The sequence below is a fragment of the Arthrobacter sp. NPDC056727 genome (assembly GCF_042790555.1).
In the GTDB taxonomy this organism is placed as follows: Bacteria; Actinomycetota; Actinomycetes; order Actinomycetales; family Micrococcaceae; genus Arthrobacter.
Window position 1 is genome coordinate 99878 of sequence record NZ_JBHTZA010000008.1, and the last position, 16954, is coordinate 116831.

The following is a 16954-nucleotide window of genomic DNA, read 5'->3' on the forward strand; positions in this document are numbered from 1 at the left end:
GCAGCTCAGGAAGCGGGTGCGGCGATGACCTGGACATTGATGTCCTCGACCGACGGCGTCCACGTCGCCGGATCAGCGTCTACCTGCTCGCCGGAGCGGATGTCCTTCACCTGGTGCTTGCCGTCCTCATCCGTGAACCAGACGAAGGGGATGCCGCGCCGGTCCGCGAACTTGATCTGCTTGCCGAACTTCTCCGCCTTGGCGGCAACTTCCGCGGCGATGCCGCGGCTGCGCAGCTCCGTGGCCACATCCTGGGCCTCTCCCCAGCTCTCGTCCGAGGTGAGCGCCACGAACACCGCCGTGGGCACGGAACGCGAAGCTTTGGCCAGATCCTGGCTGAGGATGCGCGAGACGAGGCGGGTCACGCCGATGGACAGCCCGACGCCGGGGAACTTCCGGTTGCCCTTGCTGGCGAGGGCGTCGTAGCGGCCACCGGAGCAGATCGAGCCGAGCTGCTCGTGGCCCACCAGGACGGTTTCCACGACGGTGCCGGTGTAGTAGTCCAGTCCGCGGGCGATGCTCAGGTCGGCCACGACCTTGCCCGGAACCCGCTTTACGGCAGCTTCGATCACCTGTTCGAGTTCGTTCAGGCCCTCCTCGAGGAGGTCGTCGCTCACACCGAGCGAGCGGACCTGCGCCACGAAGGATGTGTCCTCGGTCCGGATGCTGGCCAGTTTCAGGGCGGCCTGCGCCTGCTCGTCGGTGGCGCCGAGCTCGGATTTGAGCAGCTCGGCCACCTTGTCCGGGCCGATCTTTTCCAGCTTGTCGATGCTGCGCAGCACTCCGGCGGTGTCGGTCAGGCCGATGCCGCGGTAGAAGCCCTCGGCGAGCTTCCTGTTGTTGATCCGCAGCCGGAACTCCGGAATCGGGAGGGCACCCAGGGCCTCGGCGATGACCAGCGCAATCTCGACGTCGTAGCGGAAGGGCAGCTCGCCGTCGCCCACCACGTCAATGTCCGCCTGCGTGAACTCCCGGGCCCGGCCTTCCTGGGGGCGCTCGCCGCGCCAGACCTTCTGGATCTGGTAGCGGCGGAAGGGGAATGCCAGGTAGCCGGCGTTTTCCACGACGTACCGGGCGAAGGGCACGGTCAGGTCGAAGTGCAGGGCGAGGGCGTGCGGGTCGTGCTTGCCCTTGGCTTCCTCGCCCTCCTCATCCTGCAGCCGGCTCAGGCCGTACACCTCTTTGTCGATCTCGCCCTTGCGGAGCAGCTGCCCCACGGTTTCCACGGCGCGGGTCTCAATCGAGGTGAAGCCGTGCAGCTCAAAGGTGCGCCGCAGCGAGTCCAGGACATGCTGCTCCACCAGCCGCTCCTCGGGAAGCCACTCGGGGAAACCGGACAGGGAGGCGGTGCGTGCCATGGTGGAGTTTCTCCTCAGGTAAACGAAGGCCGGGGTCGCTGCGCTCTGTTCCGCGTCGCCATTTAAATCAAACGGCGGCGGCAACGGCGGGAGTCCAGCCTCTTCTGCATAAACTTATGTGCGGCAGTCAGTTTATGCTTTCGGCGCCTGCATCTCTAATGCGGCGGGCCGGGCTCTGGCGGGCTGCCGCAGTTCCAATCTGCTGCCGGGGGTGCCTTCAGGGGCTTGCCCGGCCCGGCAGTCCGATCGATGAGGAGGACCCGTGGCGGCCAGTCCACGCGAAACACGCGAAGCCAAGCGGCGCATCCAGCAGATGGAAGCCAAACGCGAGCTTCGACGTGACCAGGAGAATCGCCGCAAGCGGGACAATCTGGTAGCGGGAGGTGCGGGGGCCGCGGCGGTGCTGCTCGCCGTCGTGCTTCAACTGACAGTATTCGCCGGGAACCCGACCGAAGAGGAATTCGCCGCCGCCGAGGCGGGCCTGGCCACGCCGTCCGCCGCCCCTTCTGCGTCCGCCACTCCGACGGCCGCGCAGACCAACGCCGCGAACATCCCCAAGCCTGCGACGGCGGCCGGCAAGACGTTCACGGGCTCACTGAAGCTGAACAGCGGCACGCTGGGCGTGCAGCTGGACGGCACCAAGGCCCCGCAGGCAGCCGCGGTGTTCAAGTCCCTGGCCGGCGAGGGCTACTACAAGGGCGTCAGCTGCCACCGGCTCACCACCGCCGAGAACTTCGGCGTCCTGCAGTGCGGCTCCAAGACCGGCGACGGCCAGAGCGACCCCAATTACACGTGGGGGCCGCTGGAGAACACGCCGGCGGACAACAAGTACCCGGCCGGCACAATCGCGGTGGCCCGCACCGGCAACAACGCCTACGGCAACGGCACGCAGTTCTTCATCGTGTACAAGGACACCGTCATCCCGGCCGACTCCGCCGGCGGCTACACCGTCGTGGGCAAGGTGACCTCAGGCCTGGACGTCGTAACGAAGATTGCGGCTGCCGGTCTTAAGACCGGCCAAAGTGCCACAGACGGCGCGCCTGCGCAAGCAGTCACGATAGACTCGTTTTCTCTGAAGTAGGAACCCCTGCGGCGCCAGCGGCCACGGGCGACTTATGAACGAGTATTTTCCTCCAAGCGAAAGACTTTTAGCGGTGACAGACAGTCAGAAATCCGACGAAACAGCAGCCGAAGTGACCGAGGTCCAGGCTTCCCCCGAATCTGTGGATGGAGCACAGTCCGTGGACGCAGCCGAGCCTGCGCAGGCGGGCGAGCCAGCGGCCGCCGCCCAGCCTGAAGAGGCGGCACAGCCCGAAGAAGCGGCACAGGAAGCCCCCAGCCCGGAGCCGGAGGCTGCGGAGGAAAAATCCGCACCGTCACCGCGTCCCACGCCGGCACCCCGGCCCGCGCCCACGCCCGCAGCGTTTGCTGCCCGGCCCAAGGCCGGTCCGGCTGCCACCGTGACACCGGTGCAGGCACCGCCCGCCACCTCGCTGGCCGAAGCCGCCCGCTGGGGCCGCGTTGAGGGCGACGGCCACGTGTTCCTGACCATCGACGGCGAAGAACACCCGGTCGGGCAGTACCCGGACGTCAGCAATGACGAGGCCCTGGCCTACTTCGCTCGGAAGTATGACGACGTCGTCGCCCAGGTTGTGCTGCTGGAACAGCGTGTGGCCTCGAAGGCACCCACCACTGACATGCAGAAGACCGTGACGCACCTGCGAGAGCAGCTCGCCGAGCGGAACATGGTGGGTGACATCCGTTCCGCTGAGGGCCGCCTGGACACCCTCTCCACGCAGATCACCGAGCTTGAGAAGGCGGAAAAGGCCCAGCACGACGCCGTCCGCGCCGCCGAACTGGCCGCCCGCGAGGCCATCGTGGCCGAGGCCGAAGCGATCTCCGGCACGGACCCGGCCCAGGTTCAGTGGAAAACGTCCAGCGCGCGGATGAACGAGCTGTTTGAGAGCTGGAAGGCCGCGCAGAAGAGCGGCGTACGGCTGGGACGCAGCAACGAGGACGCACTGTGGAAGCGTTTCCGCGCCGCCCGGACCGTCTTCGACCGGCATCGCCGCGCCTACTTCTCCCAGCTGGACAGCAACAACTCGGCGGCCAAGGCCGCCAAGGAGAAGCTGATTGCCGAGGCCGAGGGCCTGTCGTCCTCGACGGACTGGGGCTTCGCCGCCGGGGAATACCGCCGGCTGATGGACGAGTGGAAGGCATCCCCGCGTGCCAGCCGCAAGGATGACGATGCCCTGTGGGCCCGGTTCCGCGCCGCGCAGGACGTCTTCTTCAGCTCCCGCCAGGCCGCCAATGACGAGATCGACCAGGAATACGCGGCCAACCTCAAGGTCAAGGAAGCCCTCCTCGAGGAGGCCTCCGGCATCCTTCCGGTCAAGGACATCGCCGCTGCCAAGAAGGCCCTGCAGGCCATCCACGACCGTTGGGAAGAGGCAGGCAAGGTCCCGCGTGCGGACATGGGCCGGATCGAGGCCGGCCTGCGGCGCATCGAGGATGCAGTCCGCCAGGCCGAGGACGAGAAGTGGCAGCGCTCCAACCCGGAGACCAAGGCCCGCACCAACAGCGCCCTGAGCCAGCTTGAATCCGCCATCGCCGGGCTGAAGGATGACCTGGCCGAGGCAGAGAAGGCCGGCGACCAGCGCAAGATCAAGGCGGCCAGGGAAGCCCTGGAAGCCCGCCAGGCGTGGCTGGACCAGATCCAGCGTTCGGCGAGCGAACTCTCCTAGGCACCGCCAGTACAGGCCCCGTTCCGGTTATCCACATAGCCGGGGCGGGGCCTTACCCGTTGATGCCAAGTCCGGCAGGATGACGGAATGGCACCGTTCTCCCAGGCTCCCGTTTCCCAGGGAGCAGATTCCCCGCCGGACTCCCCCGTACACCTGCTGGAGCTCTATTCGCCGGGGTTGCCGTTCACGTGGCCCGAACTTCAGTCGATGGCGGCCGACGGTGTGCTGACGCAGCTCTACCAGCACGGCTACACCGTTCCCGGGGCTGCGGCCTCCCCGCAGCTGCGGGCACGGGCCGCCGCCTACGGGGTGCCGGCACCGGTCCGCCGGCGGGTGGTGGCGGGACGGATGACGGCGGCCTGGATTTATGGCTGTGCCCGTGAACCGGACCGGCTGGCCCTGCTGGTGGACGCCAAACGCCGGATCTCCAGCCTTCGCAACACCCGGGGCTGCACACTCCACGAGGTCCGGCTGGGACCGTTCGACGTCGTGAGCCTGGGCGGCCTGATGGTATCGAGTCCGCTCCGGACAGCACTGGACATCGCCCTGCATGTGGACGCCGAGCGGGCAGTTCCCGCGTTGCGGCTGCTGCTGGAGAAGCCCGAACTCGACGTCAGGCTCCGGCTCCTGGTCCTGGCGGTCGAGGCGATGCCCCGCCTGCCGCACAAGAATGCGGCCCTGGAGAAGCTCGCGCTGCTAGCCTCTCCGGCGGTTGCCCGTGGTCCGGTAGACGTCGAACACCCCGTCGATCCTCCGCACAGCGCTGAGCACGTGGCTGAGATACTTCGGGTCCCCCATCTCGAAGGCAAACTTTGAGATGGCCACGCGGTCGGTGGACGTGTGGACGCTGGCCGCGAGGATGTTCACGTGGTTGTCGGACAGCACCCGCGTCACGTCGGACAGCAGGGACTTCCGGTCCAGCGCCTCCACCTGGATCTCCACGAGGAAAACGCTCGACTGTGTCGGCGCCCAGTCGACGTCGACAATGCGGTCGGGCTGGTCCTTGAGTCCGGCCACGTTGGTGCAGTCCGTCCGGTGCACCGACACGCCCGAGCCGCGCGTCACGAAGCCGAGGATCGGGTCCGGCGGGACGGGGGTGCAGCAGCGGGCCAGCTTCACCCAGACGTCGCCGACGCCGCGGACCACCACGCCGGAGTCCGAGAACCGGGCCTTGCTGACTTGGGTGGGGATGCTGACTTCGGTGAGGTCGTCGTCGGGCGTTTCGTTGCCGCCCAGGCTCTCGACGAGTTTCTCCATGACGGACTGCGCCGAAGTGTGTCCGTCGCCCACGCCGGCGTACAGCCCGGCAATGTCCACGTATTTGAAGTCCTCGGCCACAGCAGCCAGCGCGTCGTGGGTCATCAGGCGCTGCAGCGGCAGGTTCTGCTTGCGCATGGCGCGGGTCAGCAGCTCCTTGCCGCGGTCGATCGCCTCTTCGCGGCGTTCCTTGCTGAACCACTGCCGGATCTTGTTGCGTGCCCGGGCGCTCTTGACGAAGTGCTGCCAGTCCTGGCTGGGGCCGGCGCCTTCGGCCTTCGAGGTGAAGATCTCCACCCAGTCGCCATGGTTGAGCTCGCTGTTCAGCGGGACGAGCTTGCCGTTGACCCGGGCCCCAATGGTGCGGTGGCCCACCTCGGTGTGCACCGCATAGGCAAAGTCCACCGGAGTCGATCCGGCGGGCAGCGCCATGACCTCGCCCTTGGGCGTGAACACGAACACTTCGCGGGCGTTGATCTCGAACCGGAGGGAGTCTAGGAACTCGCCGGGGTCGGAGGTCTCCTGCTGCCAGTCCACGAGGGAACGCAGCCAGCCCATGTCGCCGTCGCGCGGGCTGCCGGGCCCGGTGGCCGTCCGGTTCGGCTGGTCCTTGTACTTCCAGTGCGCTGCCACGCCGTACTCGGCGCGGCGGTGCATCTCGTGCGTGCGGATCTGGATTTCAACCGGCTTGCCGCCGGGGCCGATAACCGTGGTGTGAAGGGACTGGTACATGTTGAACTTCGGCATCGCGATGTAGTCCTTGAACCGGCCCGGCAGCGGGTTCCAGCGCGAATGCAGGGTGCCCAGGGCCGCGTAACAGTCGCGGACCGAGTCCACCAGGACCCGGACGCCCATGAGGTCGTTGATGTCGTCGAAGTCCTTGTCCCGGACGATCATCTTTTGGTAGATCGAGTAATAGTGCTTGGGCCGGCCGGTGATCGTGGCCTTGATCCGTGCCGTGCGCAGATCGTCGGCGATCTGGTTGCGGATCACGCTGAGGCTCTTCTCGCGCTCCGGGGTGCGGTCGCCCACCATGCGCACGATTTCCTCGTACACCTTGGGGTAGAGCGCCGCGAAGGACAGGTCCTCGAGCTCCCACTTGATGGTGTTCATGCCCAGCCGGTGTGCCAGCGGCGCGAAGATTTCGAGCGTTTCCCGGGCCTTGCGGGCCGACGACTCCGCCGAGACGAACCGCCAGGTGCGTGCATTGTGCAGCCTGTCCGCAAGTTTGATCATCAGGACGCGGATGTCCTTGGCCATGGCCACGACCATCTTGCGGACGGTCTCGGACTGGGCAGCCTCGCCGAAGCTGACTTTGTCCAGTTTGGTGACGCCGTCAACCAGCATGGCCACTTCGGAACCGAAGTCGGCCCGGAGGTCCTCAAGGGTGTACGGCGTGTCCTCCACGGTGTCATGGAGCAGCGCCGCCGCGAGCGTGGTGCCGCTGAGTCCCAGCTCGGCGAGGATGGTCGCGACGGCGACGGGGTGCGTGATGTACGGGTCACCGCTCTTGCGCTTCTGGCCGCGGTGGCTTTGCTCCGCGACCACGAACGCGCGCTGGATGAGGTCGAAGTCTTCCTTGGGGTTGTTCGCCCGCACCGTCCGCAGCAGCGGCTCCAGGATGGGCGAGTAGGTCGCCGTGCTTCGTCCCGTCAGCCGCGCCAAACGGGACCTGGTGCGCTCACGCCGGCCCGGGAATGTGGGCCGGACACCGGAGCTGTCCACGGGCACGCCCGGTCCCGGGCGCCCGCCTGCCACCAGACCAGTCTGCTGTGCCTGGCCCGGACCGTTGCCTCCGGCTGCCGTTGGCGCCGTCGTCGAACCTTCTTCCAATGAAGTACCCCTCACGACCCGTTTAATTATCCCAGTGTATTCCCGCTCCGCACCCGACCGATAACCGCGTCCATCACCGGGTTCCCGTCCGGCTCCCGGCGGGCCGGCGAGACAAAAGCGCGCTTAACGCAAGACCGGACGCCGTCGCGGTGACGGCATCCGGTCTGGTGCGGTGTGTTTAGGCTTTCGCCGGCTCGTTAGCGGCAGCCTTGGCAGCAACATCCGCGCGGCGCTGCTTCACGCGCTGCGCCTGCTTGACCAGCGGCGCCTCGCCCTGGCGCAGCCAGGCATACATCGGCGCAGCAATGAAGATCGTCGCCGCCGTGCCGATCAGGATCCCGACGAACAGGGCAAGCGAAAGGTCGCGCAGGGTTCCGGCACCCAGCAGCCCGGCCCCGATGAACAGGATCGCACCGACCGGAAGGATGGCAACCATCATGGTGTTGATGGACCGGACCAGCGTCTGGTTGACTGCCAGGTTGACTTCCTCGGCGAAGGTACGGCGCGTGGAGGAGTCGATGTCGGCCGTGTTCTCACGGATCTTGTCGAACACCACCACGGTGTCATACAGCGAATAGCTGAGCACCGTAAGGAAGCCGATGATCGCCGACGGCGTGACCTCGAAATCGCTGAGGGCGTAGACACCGGCGGTGATGAACATCGTGACCAGCATGCCGATGATGGCCGAGAGCGACATCTTCCAGGTCCGGAAGTACAGGGCCATCAGGACTGTCGCCAGGGCCACGAAGACCACGAGGCCGATCAGGGCCTGCTTGGTCACGTCGGCGCCCCAGGTGGGTCCCACGAAAGTGGAGGTCACCTCGTTGTCGGTGACGCCGTAGGCCTTGGTGAGGCCTTCCTTGATCTTGAGGGTCTCGTTGTCGGAGAGCTTGTCCGTCTGGATCCGCATGGTGGTGCCGGCGACGTTCGCGACGCGCGGAACGCTGCCGGGAACGACGTCGTGGACCGCCTTCTCGCCCACTGATGATTCGGTGGTCTTGACGTTGGATACCGTGAACTCGGAACCGCCACGGAACTCGATGCCCAGGTTGAAACCGCCCTTGACAGCCGGAATCAGGATGGACAGCGCAACCGCGACGGCGGCCACGATGAACCAGATTTTCTTGGCGCCGACGAAGTCGTAGGAACGCTGGCCCGTGTAGAGCTCGTTACCGAATTTCGCGAAACTGGACATTACTTGCCCTCCTTGGCCGGGCCCTTGGAGGAACCGGCGAGCTGCTCCTGCTGCTCCGCGCGGCGGCGTTCAGCGATGGTCATCCGGCGCTCAGCCTCAGCCGCGGCACCGGTGTTCTTGGCGCGCACCACTGACGGCTTGTCCTCGGGACTGCGGAGCCTGCCGGCGCCGCGGTAGAGCGGAACCGCGCCGAGGCGCTCCGGGTCAAGGCCGGAGAACCTGTGGCCTTCGCCGAAGAACCGGGTCCTGGCCAGCTGCTGCAGGGTCGGGTGGGTGAACATGAACACCACGATGAGGTCGGCGATGGCGGTCAGGCCCAGCGTGAAGGCAAAGCCCCGCACGTTGCCCACGGCCACGAAGTACAGCACAAGTGCGGCCAGGAGGTTGACCGCCTTGGACGCCAGCACAGTCCGCTTGGCCCGCTTCCAGCCGTTCTCCACTGCCGACACCAGGCCACGGCCTTCGCGGAGCTCATCGCGGATGCGTTCGAAGTAGACGATGAACGAGTCAGCTGTCTGGCCAATGGCCACGATGAGGCCGGCGACGCCGGCGAGGGACAGCCGGTAGTTTTCGGTCCAGCCGAGAATGGCAATGGCAAGGTAGGTGAGCGCACCCGCCACCACGAGCGAGAAAATGGTGACAAAACCGAGCGCGCGGTACTGGAACAGCGAGTAGACAACCACCAGCAGCAGGCCGATCAGGCCCGCGAGCAGACCCATCCGGAGCTGCTCGCCGCCAAGGGTGGCCGAGATCTGCTGCTCGCTCTGGATGTCGAAGCTGATGGGCAGGGCACCGAACCGCAGCTGGTCGGACAGCGCCTTGGCGGACTTCTCCGTGAAGCCGCCGGTGATCTGCGGGCGGCCGTCGGTGATCACGGCCTGGGACCGCGGGGCGGAAATGACCTGGTCGTCCAGGACGATGGCGAACTGCGACTTGGGGTCGGCGCCGGTCTCACCGCCGGCGGCAACGTAGAACTGGTTGAGGCGTTCGGTGACCGTCTTGAACTTGGCCGTGCCCTCCGCGTTGAACTGGATGTTCACAGCCCATTCATTGGTGACGGCACCCTGGGCGCCCTGCTGCAGCTGGAACGTCGAGCCCTGGATCTCCACGCCCTTAACCTCGACGGGTCCGAGGATGTACTTGATGGCCGGGGTCTGGTCTGTGGCAGGCTCGCACGTGACCAGCGGCTTGGCCGGGTCGGAACGTTCCTGCTTGTCCTGGGCCGGGTTGTCACAGTCGAGCGCTTCGAACTGCTTCTGGATGTCCGCGGTGATCCAGTTCGAATCGCTGGCGTTCGTCGGCTTGGCCGTCGGCTTCGGCAGCTGGGCAGCGGGTGTCCGCTGCGCGGCGGGTACCGCTGCGCCTGCGCCCGTGACCAGGACGGGGCGGAAGTTCATGTCCGCGGAGGCCTGGATGAGGTTGCGGGTCTCCGTGGACGGGGTGCCGGGAAGGCTCACCACCACGTTGCGGCCGGACTGCGTGCTGATCTCGGCCTCGGCCACACCGGAGCCGTCCACACGCTGGCGGATGATGGCCACCGCCTGGTTCAGCTGCTCCTCGTTGATGTCCGAGGCACCCTCAACCTTGGGTGCCAGGATCATCTGGGTGCCGCCCTCCAGGTCCAGGGCAAGCTTCGGGCTCCAGCTGGCCACCCCGGACATCGTGCCGCCCGCGAGGACGGCCGTCATGGCAGCCAGGATTACGCCAAGCCAGACCAGCACCCGAAGGGATGGTTTATTGCGGCCAGTTCGTGCCATTGCCTATCTTTCTATTAATTGCGGAGGGCCGCCGGAGCGAGAATGTTGCATCCGGCGGCTCCGCAGCCGTAGACAGCTGTACTGTGCGGAAGCGGCTGTACTGTGCGGAAGCGGCGGACTAGATGTCCTTCTTGCCCTCATCGTTGAGGCGCTTGAGCGTTTCATCCGGAGTCTCGTTGGCCGTGCCCGCCTTGTTTTCCGTGGGCAGCTCGTCTTCACGGGCCAGCGAATCCTCGACGGTCAGGGCTGAGGCGTCGTCGGGAACAGCGTGGGCTTCGGCGGCAGGCTCCACGATCTTGGTTACGGCCTGGCGGTGGACGGTTGCCAGGTTGCCCGGCGACAGTTCCAGGACCACCTTGTTCTCCGCGTCATCGATCGACACGATGCGGCCGAACAGCCCGAAGCTGGTCATGACCTCAACGCCGGGAGCGAACTCCGACTGCAGCTTTGCCTGCTGCTGCTGGGTCTTCTTGTTGCGGCGGAACATCATGAAGATGAACACGCCAAGCATGACGAACAGCAGAATTGTCATTGGATCCAAGAGGATTTTTCCGTTCTGTACTTACGTAGCTGGTTGACAGCAACGTCCGCTTTGTCCCGGGCTGCCCGCCCGGACACGGGAGACCGGCCGCGGGCGGCCCGCCGGAGCGGGACACGGAAACAAAGCCCGGACATGCCGAGCGTCTTTCCAGTCTAGAGGGAAAAGCTGGGAGGGCGCTGCTATTGGGTGCTGGAAACCCATTCAGATGACGATTCTTCATCTCCCCGGCCGGCGTCGAAAAGGTCCAGGGCTTCCTGGCCAAAGACGCCTGCCGGTGCCACCAGTCCGAGGTGGGTCCATGCCGGGGCCATGGCGATCCGCCCCCTCGGCGTCCTGCCCAGCAGCCCTTCCCGGACCAGATACGGCTCAGCCACCGTTTCCACAGTCTCGGGCTCCTCCCCCACGGCGATGGCCAGGGTTGACAGGCCTACCGGGCCGCCGCCGAACTTGGTGATCAGGGCCTCCAGCACGGAACGGTCCAGCCGGTCCAGACCGCGCTTGTCCACTTCGTACATGTCCAGCGCGGCCGAAGCGGAGCGGGCGTCGATCTGTTCTATGCCGTGCACCAGCGCCCAGTCCCGGACCCGCCGCAGCAACCGGTTGGCAATGCGGGGCGTGCCGCGGGACCGGCCGGCGATTTCAGTGAATCCGGCCGAGTTCACCTTCAGGTCGAGGAGGCCGGCAGACCGGCGCAGCACGAGCTCCAGCTCCTCCACCGAGTAAAACTCCAGGTGGCCGGTGAACCCGAACCGGTCCCGGAGCGGCCCGGGCAGGAGCCCGGCACGCGTGGTGGCTCCCACGAGTGTGAAGGGCGGCAGTTCCAGCGGAATGGCCGTGGCACCGGCTCCCTTGCCCACCACGATGTCCACGCGGAAGTCCTCCATGGCCATGTAGAGCATTTCCTCGGCCGGGCGGGACATCCGGTGGATTTCATCGAGGAAAAGGACTTCACCCTCGGAGAGCGAGGAGAGAATCGCTGCGAGGTCACCGGCGTGCTGGATGGCCGGGCCGCTGCTGATCCGCAGCGGAGCGTTCATCTCCGAGGCGACAATCATGGCGAGGGTGGTCTTGCCCAGTCCCGGAGGACCGGAAAAGAGCACGTGGTCCGCGCTGCGCCCGCGCATCCGGGAAGCCTTCAGCACCAGGGAAAGCTGCTTGCGGACCCTGTGCTGGCCCACGAAGTCGTCAAGGTTCTTGGGCCGGAGCGCCGCCTCAATGGCCCGCTCCTCCGGCTCCTCTCCTCCGGCGACCAGGGACGGCTCAGCCACGGCTGCCTACCCTGTTGCCCGCCCGGGCGCCGTCCTGGCCGAGCCAGCGCAGCGTGGTGCGAAGGATCTCGGCAACGTTGCCCTCGCCGGCGAGGTCCGGCGCGTCCGCCAGGGCCTTGTCGATGCTGCCCGACGCGTCCTTTTCAGACCAGCCCAGGCTGGTCATGGCGGCCACCACCTGCGGCTTCCAGAGCTCTTCGGCAGAAGCCGCCGGAGCCCCCAACGGCGCGGACGTGCCGTGCGGGACGAGTTTGCCGGCGAGTTCCAGGACGATGCGGCCGGCCACCTTGGGGCCGATGCCAGGGACCTTGGTGAAGGTCTTGCTGTCCTCGGTGTGCGCGGCCACGCGGATCGCTTCCGGATCGTGCACGGCAAGGACGGCCAGGGCGAGCCGCGGGCCCACACCGCTGACACTGAGCAGAACGTCGAAAACTTCCCGCTCGTCGTCGTTCGCGAAACCAAACAGGGTCAGGGAGTCCTCCCGGACGATGAGGGACGTGAAAAGCTTCCCCTCCTCGCCGGTCCGCAGCTTGCTGAGCGTCTGGGGAGTTGCCTGCACGCTCATGCCGGCGCCGTTGAGGTCGATGACGGCGGTGGACAGTCCGACGTGCGCCACGGTTCCGCGGAGAAAACTAATCAAGGCCGGGGCTCCTGAATTTGCGCCGGCAAAAACCGACTATCCGAACATATCTACGAATACCCTAGCAAGGCCCTGCGACATTCAGCGTGCACGGCGCGCCTTGGCCTCCGCCTCGGCCCAGGCGCGCTGCGCGGGCGTCAGTGACTGGCCGCCTGAACCGCGGGTGGGGCCAGCACCGCTGGTGGCCGTCGACGCACCGCTGCCGGCCCGCCAGGCGTGCGTAATGGCAAGGGCCAGGGCGTCCGCCGCGTCCGCGGGGCGCGGCGGAGCGTCCAGCCGCAGGATCTTGGTGACGAGCTTGGTGACCGCTTCCTTGTTCGAGGAACCACTGCCCGTCACCGCCGCCTTCACCTCCGATGGCGTGTGCAGCGCCACGGGGATGCCGCGCCGGGCAGCGGCGGCGATGACGACTCCGGAGGCCTGCGCCACGCCCATGACGGTGCTGACGTTCATTTGCGAGAACACACGTTCCACCGCGAGTACGTCCGGCTCATAGCGGTCGAGCCACTCGTCGACGGCGAGGGCGATCACCAGCAGCCGCTGGTCGAGCGTCTCCTCCGCGGACGTTCCCACGACGCCAACGGCAACCATGGTGGCCCGGCGGTTCTTTTCGACGTCGACGACGCCTATGCCGCAGCGGGTCAGCCCGGGGTCAATGCCCAGTACGCGCAGCGTCACGTGTAACTGCCCCGGCACGCTACGCGGGAAATCACTCGGCTTCCAGGGCTGCCTGAACTTCGTCGCTGAGGTCAGCGTTGCTGTACACGTTCTGGACGTCGTCGAGGTCCTCGAGGGCGTCCACGAGCTTCATGAACTTCTTCGCGGCGTCAAGGTCCAGCGGCACCTCCATTGAGGGCACGAACTCGGCCTCGTCGGTGTCGTACTCGATGCCGGCTTCCTTGAGCGCGTCGCGGACGGCCTGCAGGTCCTTCGGGTCCGAGTGGATCTCGAAGGTGTCCCCGTTGTCCTTGACCTCTTCGGCGCCGGCGTCGAGCACCGCCATGAGGACGTCGTCCTCGGTGAGGTCGTTCTTGGGCAGCGTCACAACGCCCTTGCGGGTGAACAGGTAGCTCACGGAGCCGGGGTCGGCGATGGTGCCGCCGTTGCGGGAGATGGCAAGCCTGACCTCGGATGCCGCGCGGTTCTTGTTGTCGGTAAGGCACTCGATCAGCAGCGCAGAGCCCTGCGGCCCGCGGCATTCGTACATGATCTCCGTGTAGTCAACCACTTCACCGGTGAGCCCGGCGCCGCGCTTGATGGCGCGGTCGATGTTGTCGTTGGGAACGGAGGTCTTCTTGGCCTTGGTGACGGCCAGTTCGAGTCCGGGGTTGCCGGCGAGGTCGGGGCCACCCATGCGGGCCGCGACTTCGATGTTCTTGATCAGCTTGGCGAACGACTTTGCGCGGCGGCTATCGATGATGGCCTTCTTGTGCTTGGTCGTTGCCCATTTGGAGTGGCCTGACATGCTTTACGCTTCTCCTCTGATCATGCGGATAAAAAGTTCATGCACGCGCTTCTCCCCCGTCACTTCCGGGTGGAAGGAGGTGGCCAGCAGCTGGCCTGAACGCACTGCAACAATTCTAGCCGTCCCCTGCAGATCGGCCGCGTGGGAGGCGTGCTCCGGGTCGGCAGGCTCCACCTGGGCCAGGATCTCAACGCCCGGTCCCACGCGTTCAACCCAGGGCCCGCGGATGAACACTGCGTGAACCGGCGCCACGCCGTGCTCGGTGGCGCTGAACTCCAGGCCCTTGAAGTCGAGGTCGGTTTCGAAGGACTCGCGCTGCCGTCCGAACGCGTTGCGGCGCACTGTGATGTCCAGGCCGCCGAACGTCTGCTGGGGATTGCCGGCGAGGTCGGCAGCGGGGTCGGCGATGTCATGCGCCAGCAGGATCATGCCCGCGCAGGAGCCGTACACCGGGAGGCCGTCGGCGATGCGCTGGCGCAGCGGCCCGGCGAGGTCGAAGGCACGGGCAAGCTTGTCGATGGCCGTCGACTCGCCGCCGGGAATGATGAGCCCGTCAAGTCCGTCAAGCTCCGCGGGGCGTCGGACACCGACGCCGGCGGCACCGGCAGCCTCAACCGCGCGGAGGTGCTCACGGAAGTCGCCCTGGAGCGCCAGAACGCCGATGCGCAGGCCGGCACCGGGTTTTTCGGACACGCCGGCCGGGCGCGGAAGGGCGCTGGAAAGGGAGTTGGTCATCTAAACAGCATAGTGTCCCGGGCGCGTGCCTCCGTCCCCGCCGGCTGCCGCCCGCCGCATTGCATGCCGCTGCTGGGATATATTACAGAGCATGTTTTCCCTCAGCGTTCCGCTCGGCAAGTTCGTCCGCCGGGTTTCCCGGCTCAGGGGCGGAGGCTCTGCATTCCCCGGCCTGGTGGTCGAAAAAATCGATCCCGGCTTCATGCAGCGGACCCTGTCCACCCTTCCCCACGGCGTGGCCGTGGTCAGCGGCACCAACGGCAAGACGACCACCACCAAGATGGTGGTGGAGCTGCTGGAGAGCCAGGGCCTGAAGGTGTTCACCAACCGCACGGGAAGCAACTTCACCCGGGGTGTGGCCGCCGCCCTGCTCGGCGACGTTGACTGGCGCGGACGGCTCGACGCCGACGTCGCCGTACTGGAACTGGACGAGGCCCACGCCGTGCACTTCGTCAACCGTGTCCCTCCGCGCTACAGCCTCCTGCTGAACGTGCTCCGCGATCAGCTGGACCGCTTCGGGGAGATCGACAAGACCGCCCAGCTCCTTCAGCACATCGCCTCCAAGACCACGGGGACCGTCGTCCTGAACCGCGAGGACCCGCGGGTGGCCCGGATCGCCGATACGCTGCACGGCCCCGAGGTCCTCTACTTTGGCCTCGATGATTCCCTGCTGGGCACCTTCCCCAGCGACGATGAACTCCGCGCCGGGCCCGGCAGCCCCGCACCTGCGGTGCCGGAACGTCCGGAAGCCGACGTCGTCCTCCGCCGGGTGGGTGCCGATGACGCCGATTTTGAGTACGACGGCGTCACGGTCACCACTGGGATGAAGCTGCGCGGCGTCTACAACATTTTCAACGCAGCGGCCGCGCTGGCCCTGGCCCGCAGCATCTGCGGCGGCGGCGCTGCCACGGCGGACCACGGAACCCTGCTGAAGGCACTGTCCGAGGTGGCCCCCGCGTTCGGACGCGGCGAAAGCCTCACCGTGGACGGGCTCCCGCTGGACCTGGTGCTGGTCAAGAACCCGAGCGGCTTCCGGCTGGGCCTGAAGTCCTTCCCCTCGGGCGGCTACGCCACCATGATCGCCATCAACGACAACTACGCGGACGGCCGCGACATGTCCTGGCTGTGGGACGTGGACTTCGACTCGCTGCGGGCCGAAGGCGTGGACCAGCTGACCGGCTCCCGGGCGTACGACATGGCCCTGCGGCTGCAGTACGACGAGGTGCGGATCGGGGCGGCGGACACCGACATCCCGGCGGCGCTGGCCGACTTCATCCGCAAGGGGAAGGGCAAGCCGAAGCGCGTCTTCTGCACCTACACCGCGATGCTCGCAATCCGCCGTGAGCTGTCCAAAATCACCACAGTGGAGGTGGTCTCTTGACCCCCGATTCGGCCGCCGGAACTGCCGCACCAAAGGGCACCATCCGGGTCCTGCAGCTGTACCCCCGGGACATGAACATCTACGGCGACTGGGGCAACGCCCTGGTGATCCAGCAGCGCCTGAAATGGCACGGCTACACGCCCGAACTGCTCGAATACAACGTGGGTGACGAGTTCCCGGACAGCGTGGACATCATCCTGGGCGGCGGCGGGCAGGACAGCGGCCAGCTCGTCATCCAGGACGACCTGCAGTCCCGGGCGGGCCTTCTCAAGGGGATGGCCGAGGACGGCACGCCGATGCTCCTCATCTGCGGTCTCTACCAGCTCTTTGGCCGCTTCTTCAAGACCCGCTCCGGTCCGGTCATTCCGGGCATCGGAGTTCTGGACGTGGAGACCCACGGCACGGATGAGCGGCTGATCGGCAACGTCAGGGTCACCACCGCGGAGTTCGGCGAGGTGCTGGGCTACGAAAACCACAGCGGCCAGACCACCCTGGGCCCCGGCGTCGAACCGCTGGGGATGGTGGCGAAGGGCACGGGCAACAACAGCAGCGACGGCCACGAGGGCGCACGATACCGCAACATCGTGGCCAGCTACCTGCACGGTTCCCTGCTGCCCAAGAACCCGGCCCTTGCCGACTTTCTGATCCGGACCGCCGTCGAACGCAAGTACGGCACCTTCACACCCGGTGAGCCGGATGACCGCTACGCCGTCCTGGCCCGGGAGCACGCGGCCCGCCGCCCGCGCTAGGCAGCGGCTTCCGGGCATTGTGCAGTATTGG

At 66.8% G+C, this 16954-nt stretch carries 15 protein-coding genes; 5 read left to right on the top strand and 10 right to left on the bottom strand.

Annotated features, from left to right (window positions below):
• Positions 1-5: 5 nt before the first annotated feature.
• Positions 6-1358 (bottom strand): histidine--tRNA ligase, encoded by a 1353-nt coding sequence (gene hisS / locus ACFRAH_RS10195; protein WP_377990771.1) that lies wholly within the window; start codon positions 1356-1358, stop codon positions 6-8.
• A 262-nt stretch (positions 1359-1620) separates the two neighbouring features.
• Between hisS and ACFRAH_RS10200 the strand changes: the two genes are divergently transcribed.
• The 3 genes from ACFRAH_RS10200 to ACFRAH_RS10210 all read left to right on the top strand — a co-directional run bounded on the left by ACFRAH_RS10200 (position 1621) and on the right by ACFRAH_RS10210 (position 4918).
• Positions 1621-2439, top strand: a complete 819-nt coding sequence (locus ACFRAH_RS10200) for a peptidylprolyl isomerase (RefSeq protein WP_377990772.1) — start codon at positions 1621-1623, stop codon at positions 2437-2439.
• Between the two features lie 73 nt (positions 2440-2512).
• Complete coding sequence (locus tag ACFRAH_RS10205) at positions 2513-4102, top strand: DUF349 domain-containing protein (RefSeq protein WP_377990773.1); 1590 nt, start codon at positions 2513-2515, stop codon at positions 4100-4102.
• A gap of 87 nt (positions 4103-4189) precedes the next feature.
• Positions 4190-4918 carry a hypothetical protein gene (locus tag ACFRAH_RS10210; RefSeq protein WP_377990774.1) on the top strand — a complete coding sequence of 243 codons (729 nt, stop codon included), beginning with the start codon at positions 4190-4192 and terminating at the stop codon, positions 4916-4918.
• On the opposite strand, the gene ACFRAH_RS10215 is transcribed toward ACFRAH_RS10210, so the two are convergent.
• From ACFRAH_RS10215 to pdxT, 9 genes are all read right to left on the bottom strand, one after another.
• Entirely contained in the window at positions 4799-7192 is a 2394-nt protein-coding gene (locus ACFRAH_RS10215; RefSeq protein ID WP_377990873.1) for a RelA/SpoT family protein, read from the bottom strand. The genes ACFRAH_RS10210 and ACFRAH_RS10215 overlap by 120 nt on opposite strands.
• A gap of 178 nt (positions 7193-7370) precedes the next feature.
• Positions 7371-8387 (bottom strand): protein translocase subunit SecF, encoded by a 1017-nt coding sequence (secF, locus tag ACFRAH_RS10220; protein WP_377990775.1) that lies wholly within the window; start codon positions 8385-8387, stop codon positions 7371-7373.
• Positions 8387-10144, bottom strand: a complete 1758-nt coding sequence (gene secD, locus ACFRAH_RS10225) for a protein translocase subunit SecD (protein ID WP_377990776.1) — start codon at positions 10142-10144, stop codon at positions 8387-8389. The genes secF and secD overlap by 1 nt, the downstream gene beginning before the upstream one ends.
• Positions 10145-10262: 118 nt before the next feature.
• Positions 10263-10676 (bottom strand): preprotein translocase subunit YajC, encoded by a 414-nt coding sequence (gene yajC, locus ACFRAH_RS10230; protein ID WP_377990777.1) that lies wholly within the window; start codon positions 10674-10676, stop codon positions 10263-10265.
• Positions 10677-10864: 188 nt separating this feature from the next.
• Positions 10865-11953, bottom strand: a complete 1089-nt coding sequence (gene ruvB / locus ACFRAH_RS10235) for a Holliday junction branch migration DNA helicase RuvB (RefSeq protein WP_377990778.1) — start codon at positions 11951-11953, stop codon at positions 10865-10867.
• Complete coding sequence (ruvA, locus tag ACFRAH_RS10240) at positions 11946-12593, bottom strand: Holliday junction branch migration protein RuvA (RefSeq protein ID WP_377990779.1); 648 nt, start codon at positions 12591-12593, stop codon at positions 11946-11948. The genes ruvB and ruvA overlap by 8 nt, the downstream gene beginning before the upstream one ends.
• Before the next feature lie 81 nt (positions 12594-12674).
• Positions 12675-13271, bottom strand: a complete 597-nt coding sequence (gene ruvC / locus ACFRAH_RS10245) for a crossover junction endodeoxyribonuclease RuvC (protein WP_377990780.1) — start codon at positions 13269-13271, stop codon at positions 12675-12677.
• A gap of 31 nt (positions 13272-13302) precedes the next feature.
• Positions 13303-14058: a YebC/PmpR family DNA-binding transcriptional regulator gene (locus tag ACFRAH_RS10250; RefSeq protein WP_377990781.1), complete on the bottom strand. Its 756-nt coding sequence runs from the start codon at positions 14056-14058 to the stop codon at positions 13303-13305.
• A 3-nt stretch (positions 14059-14061) separates the two neighbouring features.
• Positions 14062-14793 (bottom strand): pyridoxal 5'-phosphate synthase glutaminase subunit PdxT, encoded by a 732-nt coding sequence (pdxT, locus tag ACFRAH_RS10255; RefSeq protein ID WP_377990782.1) that lies wholly within the window; start codon positions 14791-14793, stop codon positions 14062-14064.
• A gap of 91 nt (positions 14794-14884) precedes the next feature.
• Here pdxT and ACFRAH_RS10260 point away from each other — a divergent pair, with 91 nt between their 5' ends.
• On the top strand, positions 14885-16174 hold the full coding sequence (locus ACFRAH_RS10260) for a MurT ligase domain-containing protein (protein ID WP_377990783.1): 1290 nt from the start codon (positions 14885-14887) through the stop codon (positions 16172-16174).
• A complete protein-coding gene (locus ACFRAH_RS10265; protein WP_377990784.1) occupies positions 16171-16923 on the top strand; it encodes a type 1 glutamine amidotransferase in 753 nt (250 codons plus the stop codon). Before ACFRAH_RS10260 ends, ACFRAH_RS10265 begins: the two co-directional genes overlap by 4 nt.
• The last annotated feature ends 31 nt before the right edge of the window (positions 16924-16954 follow it).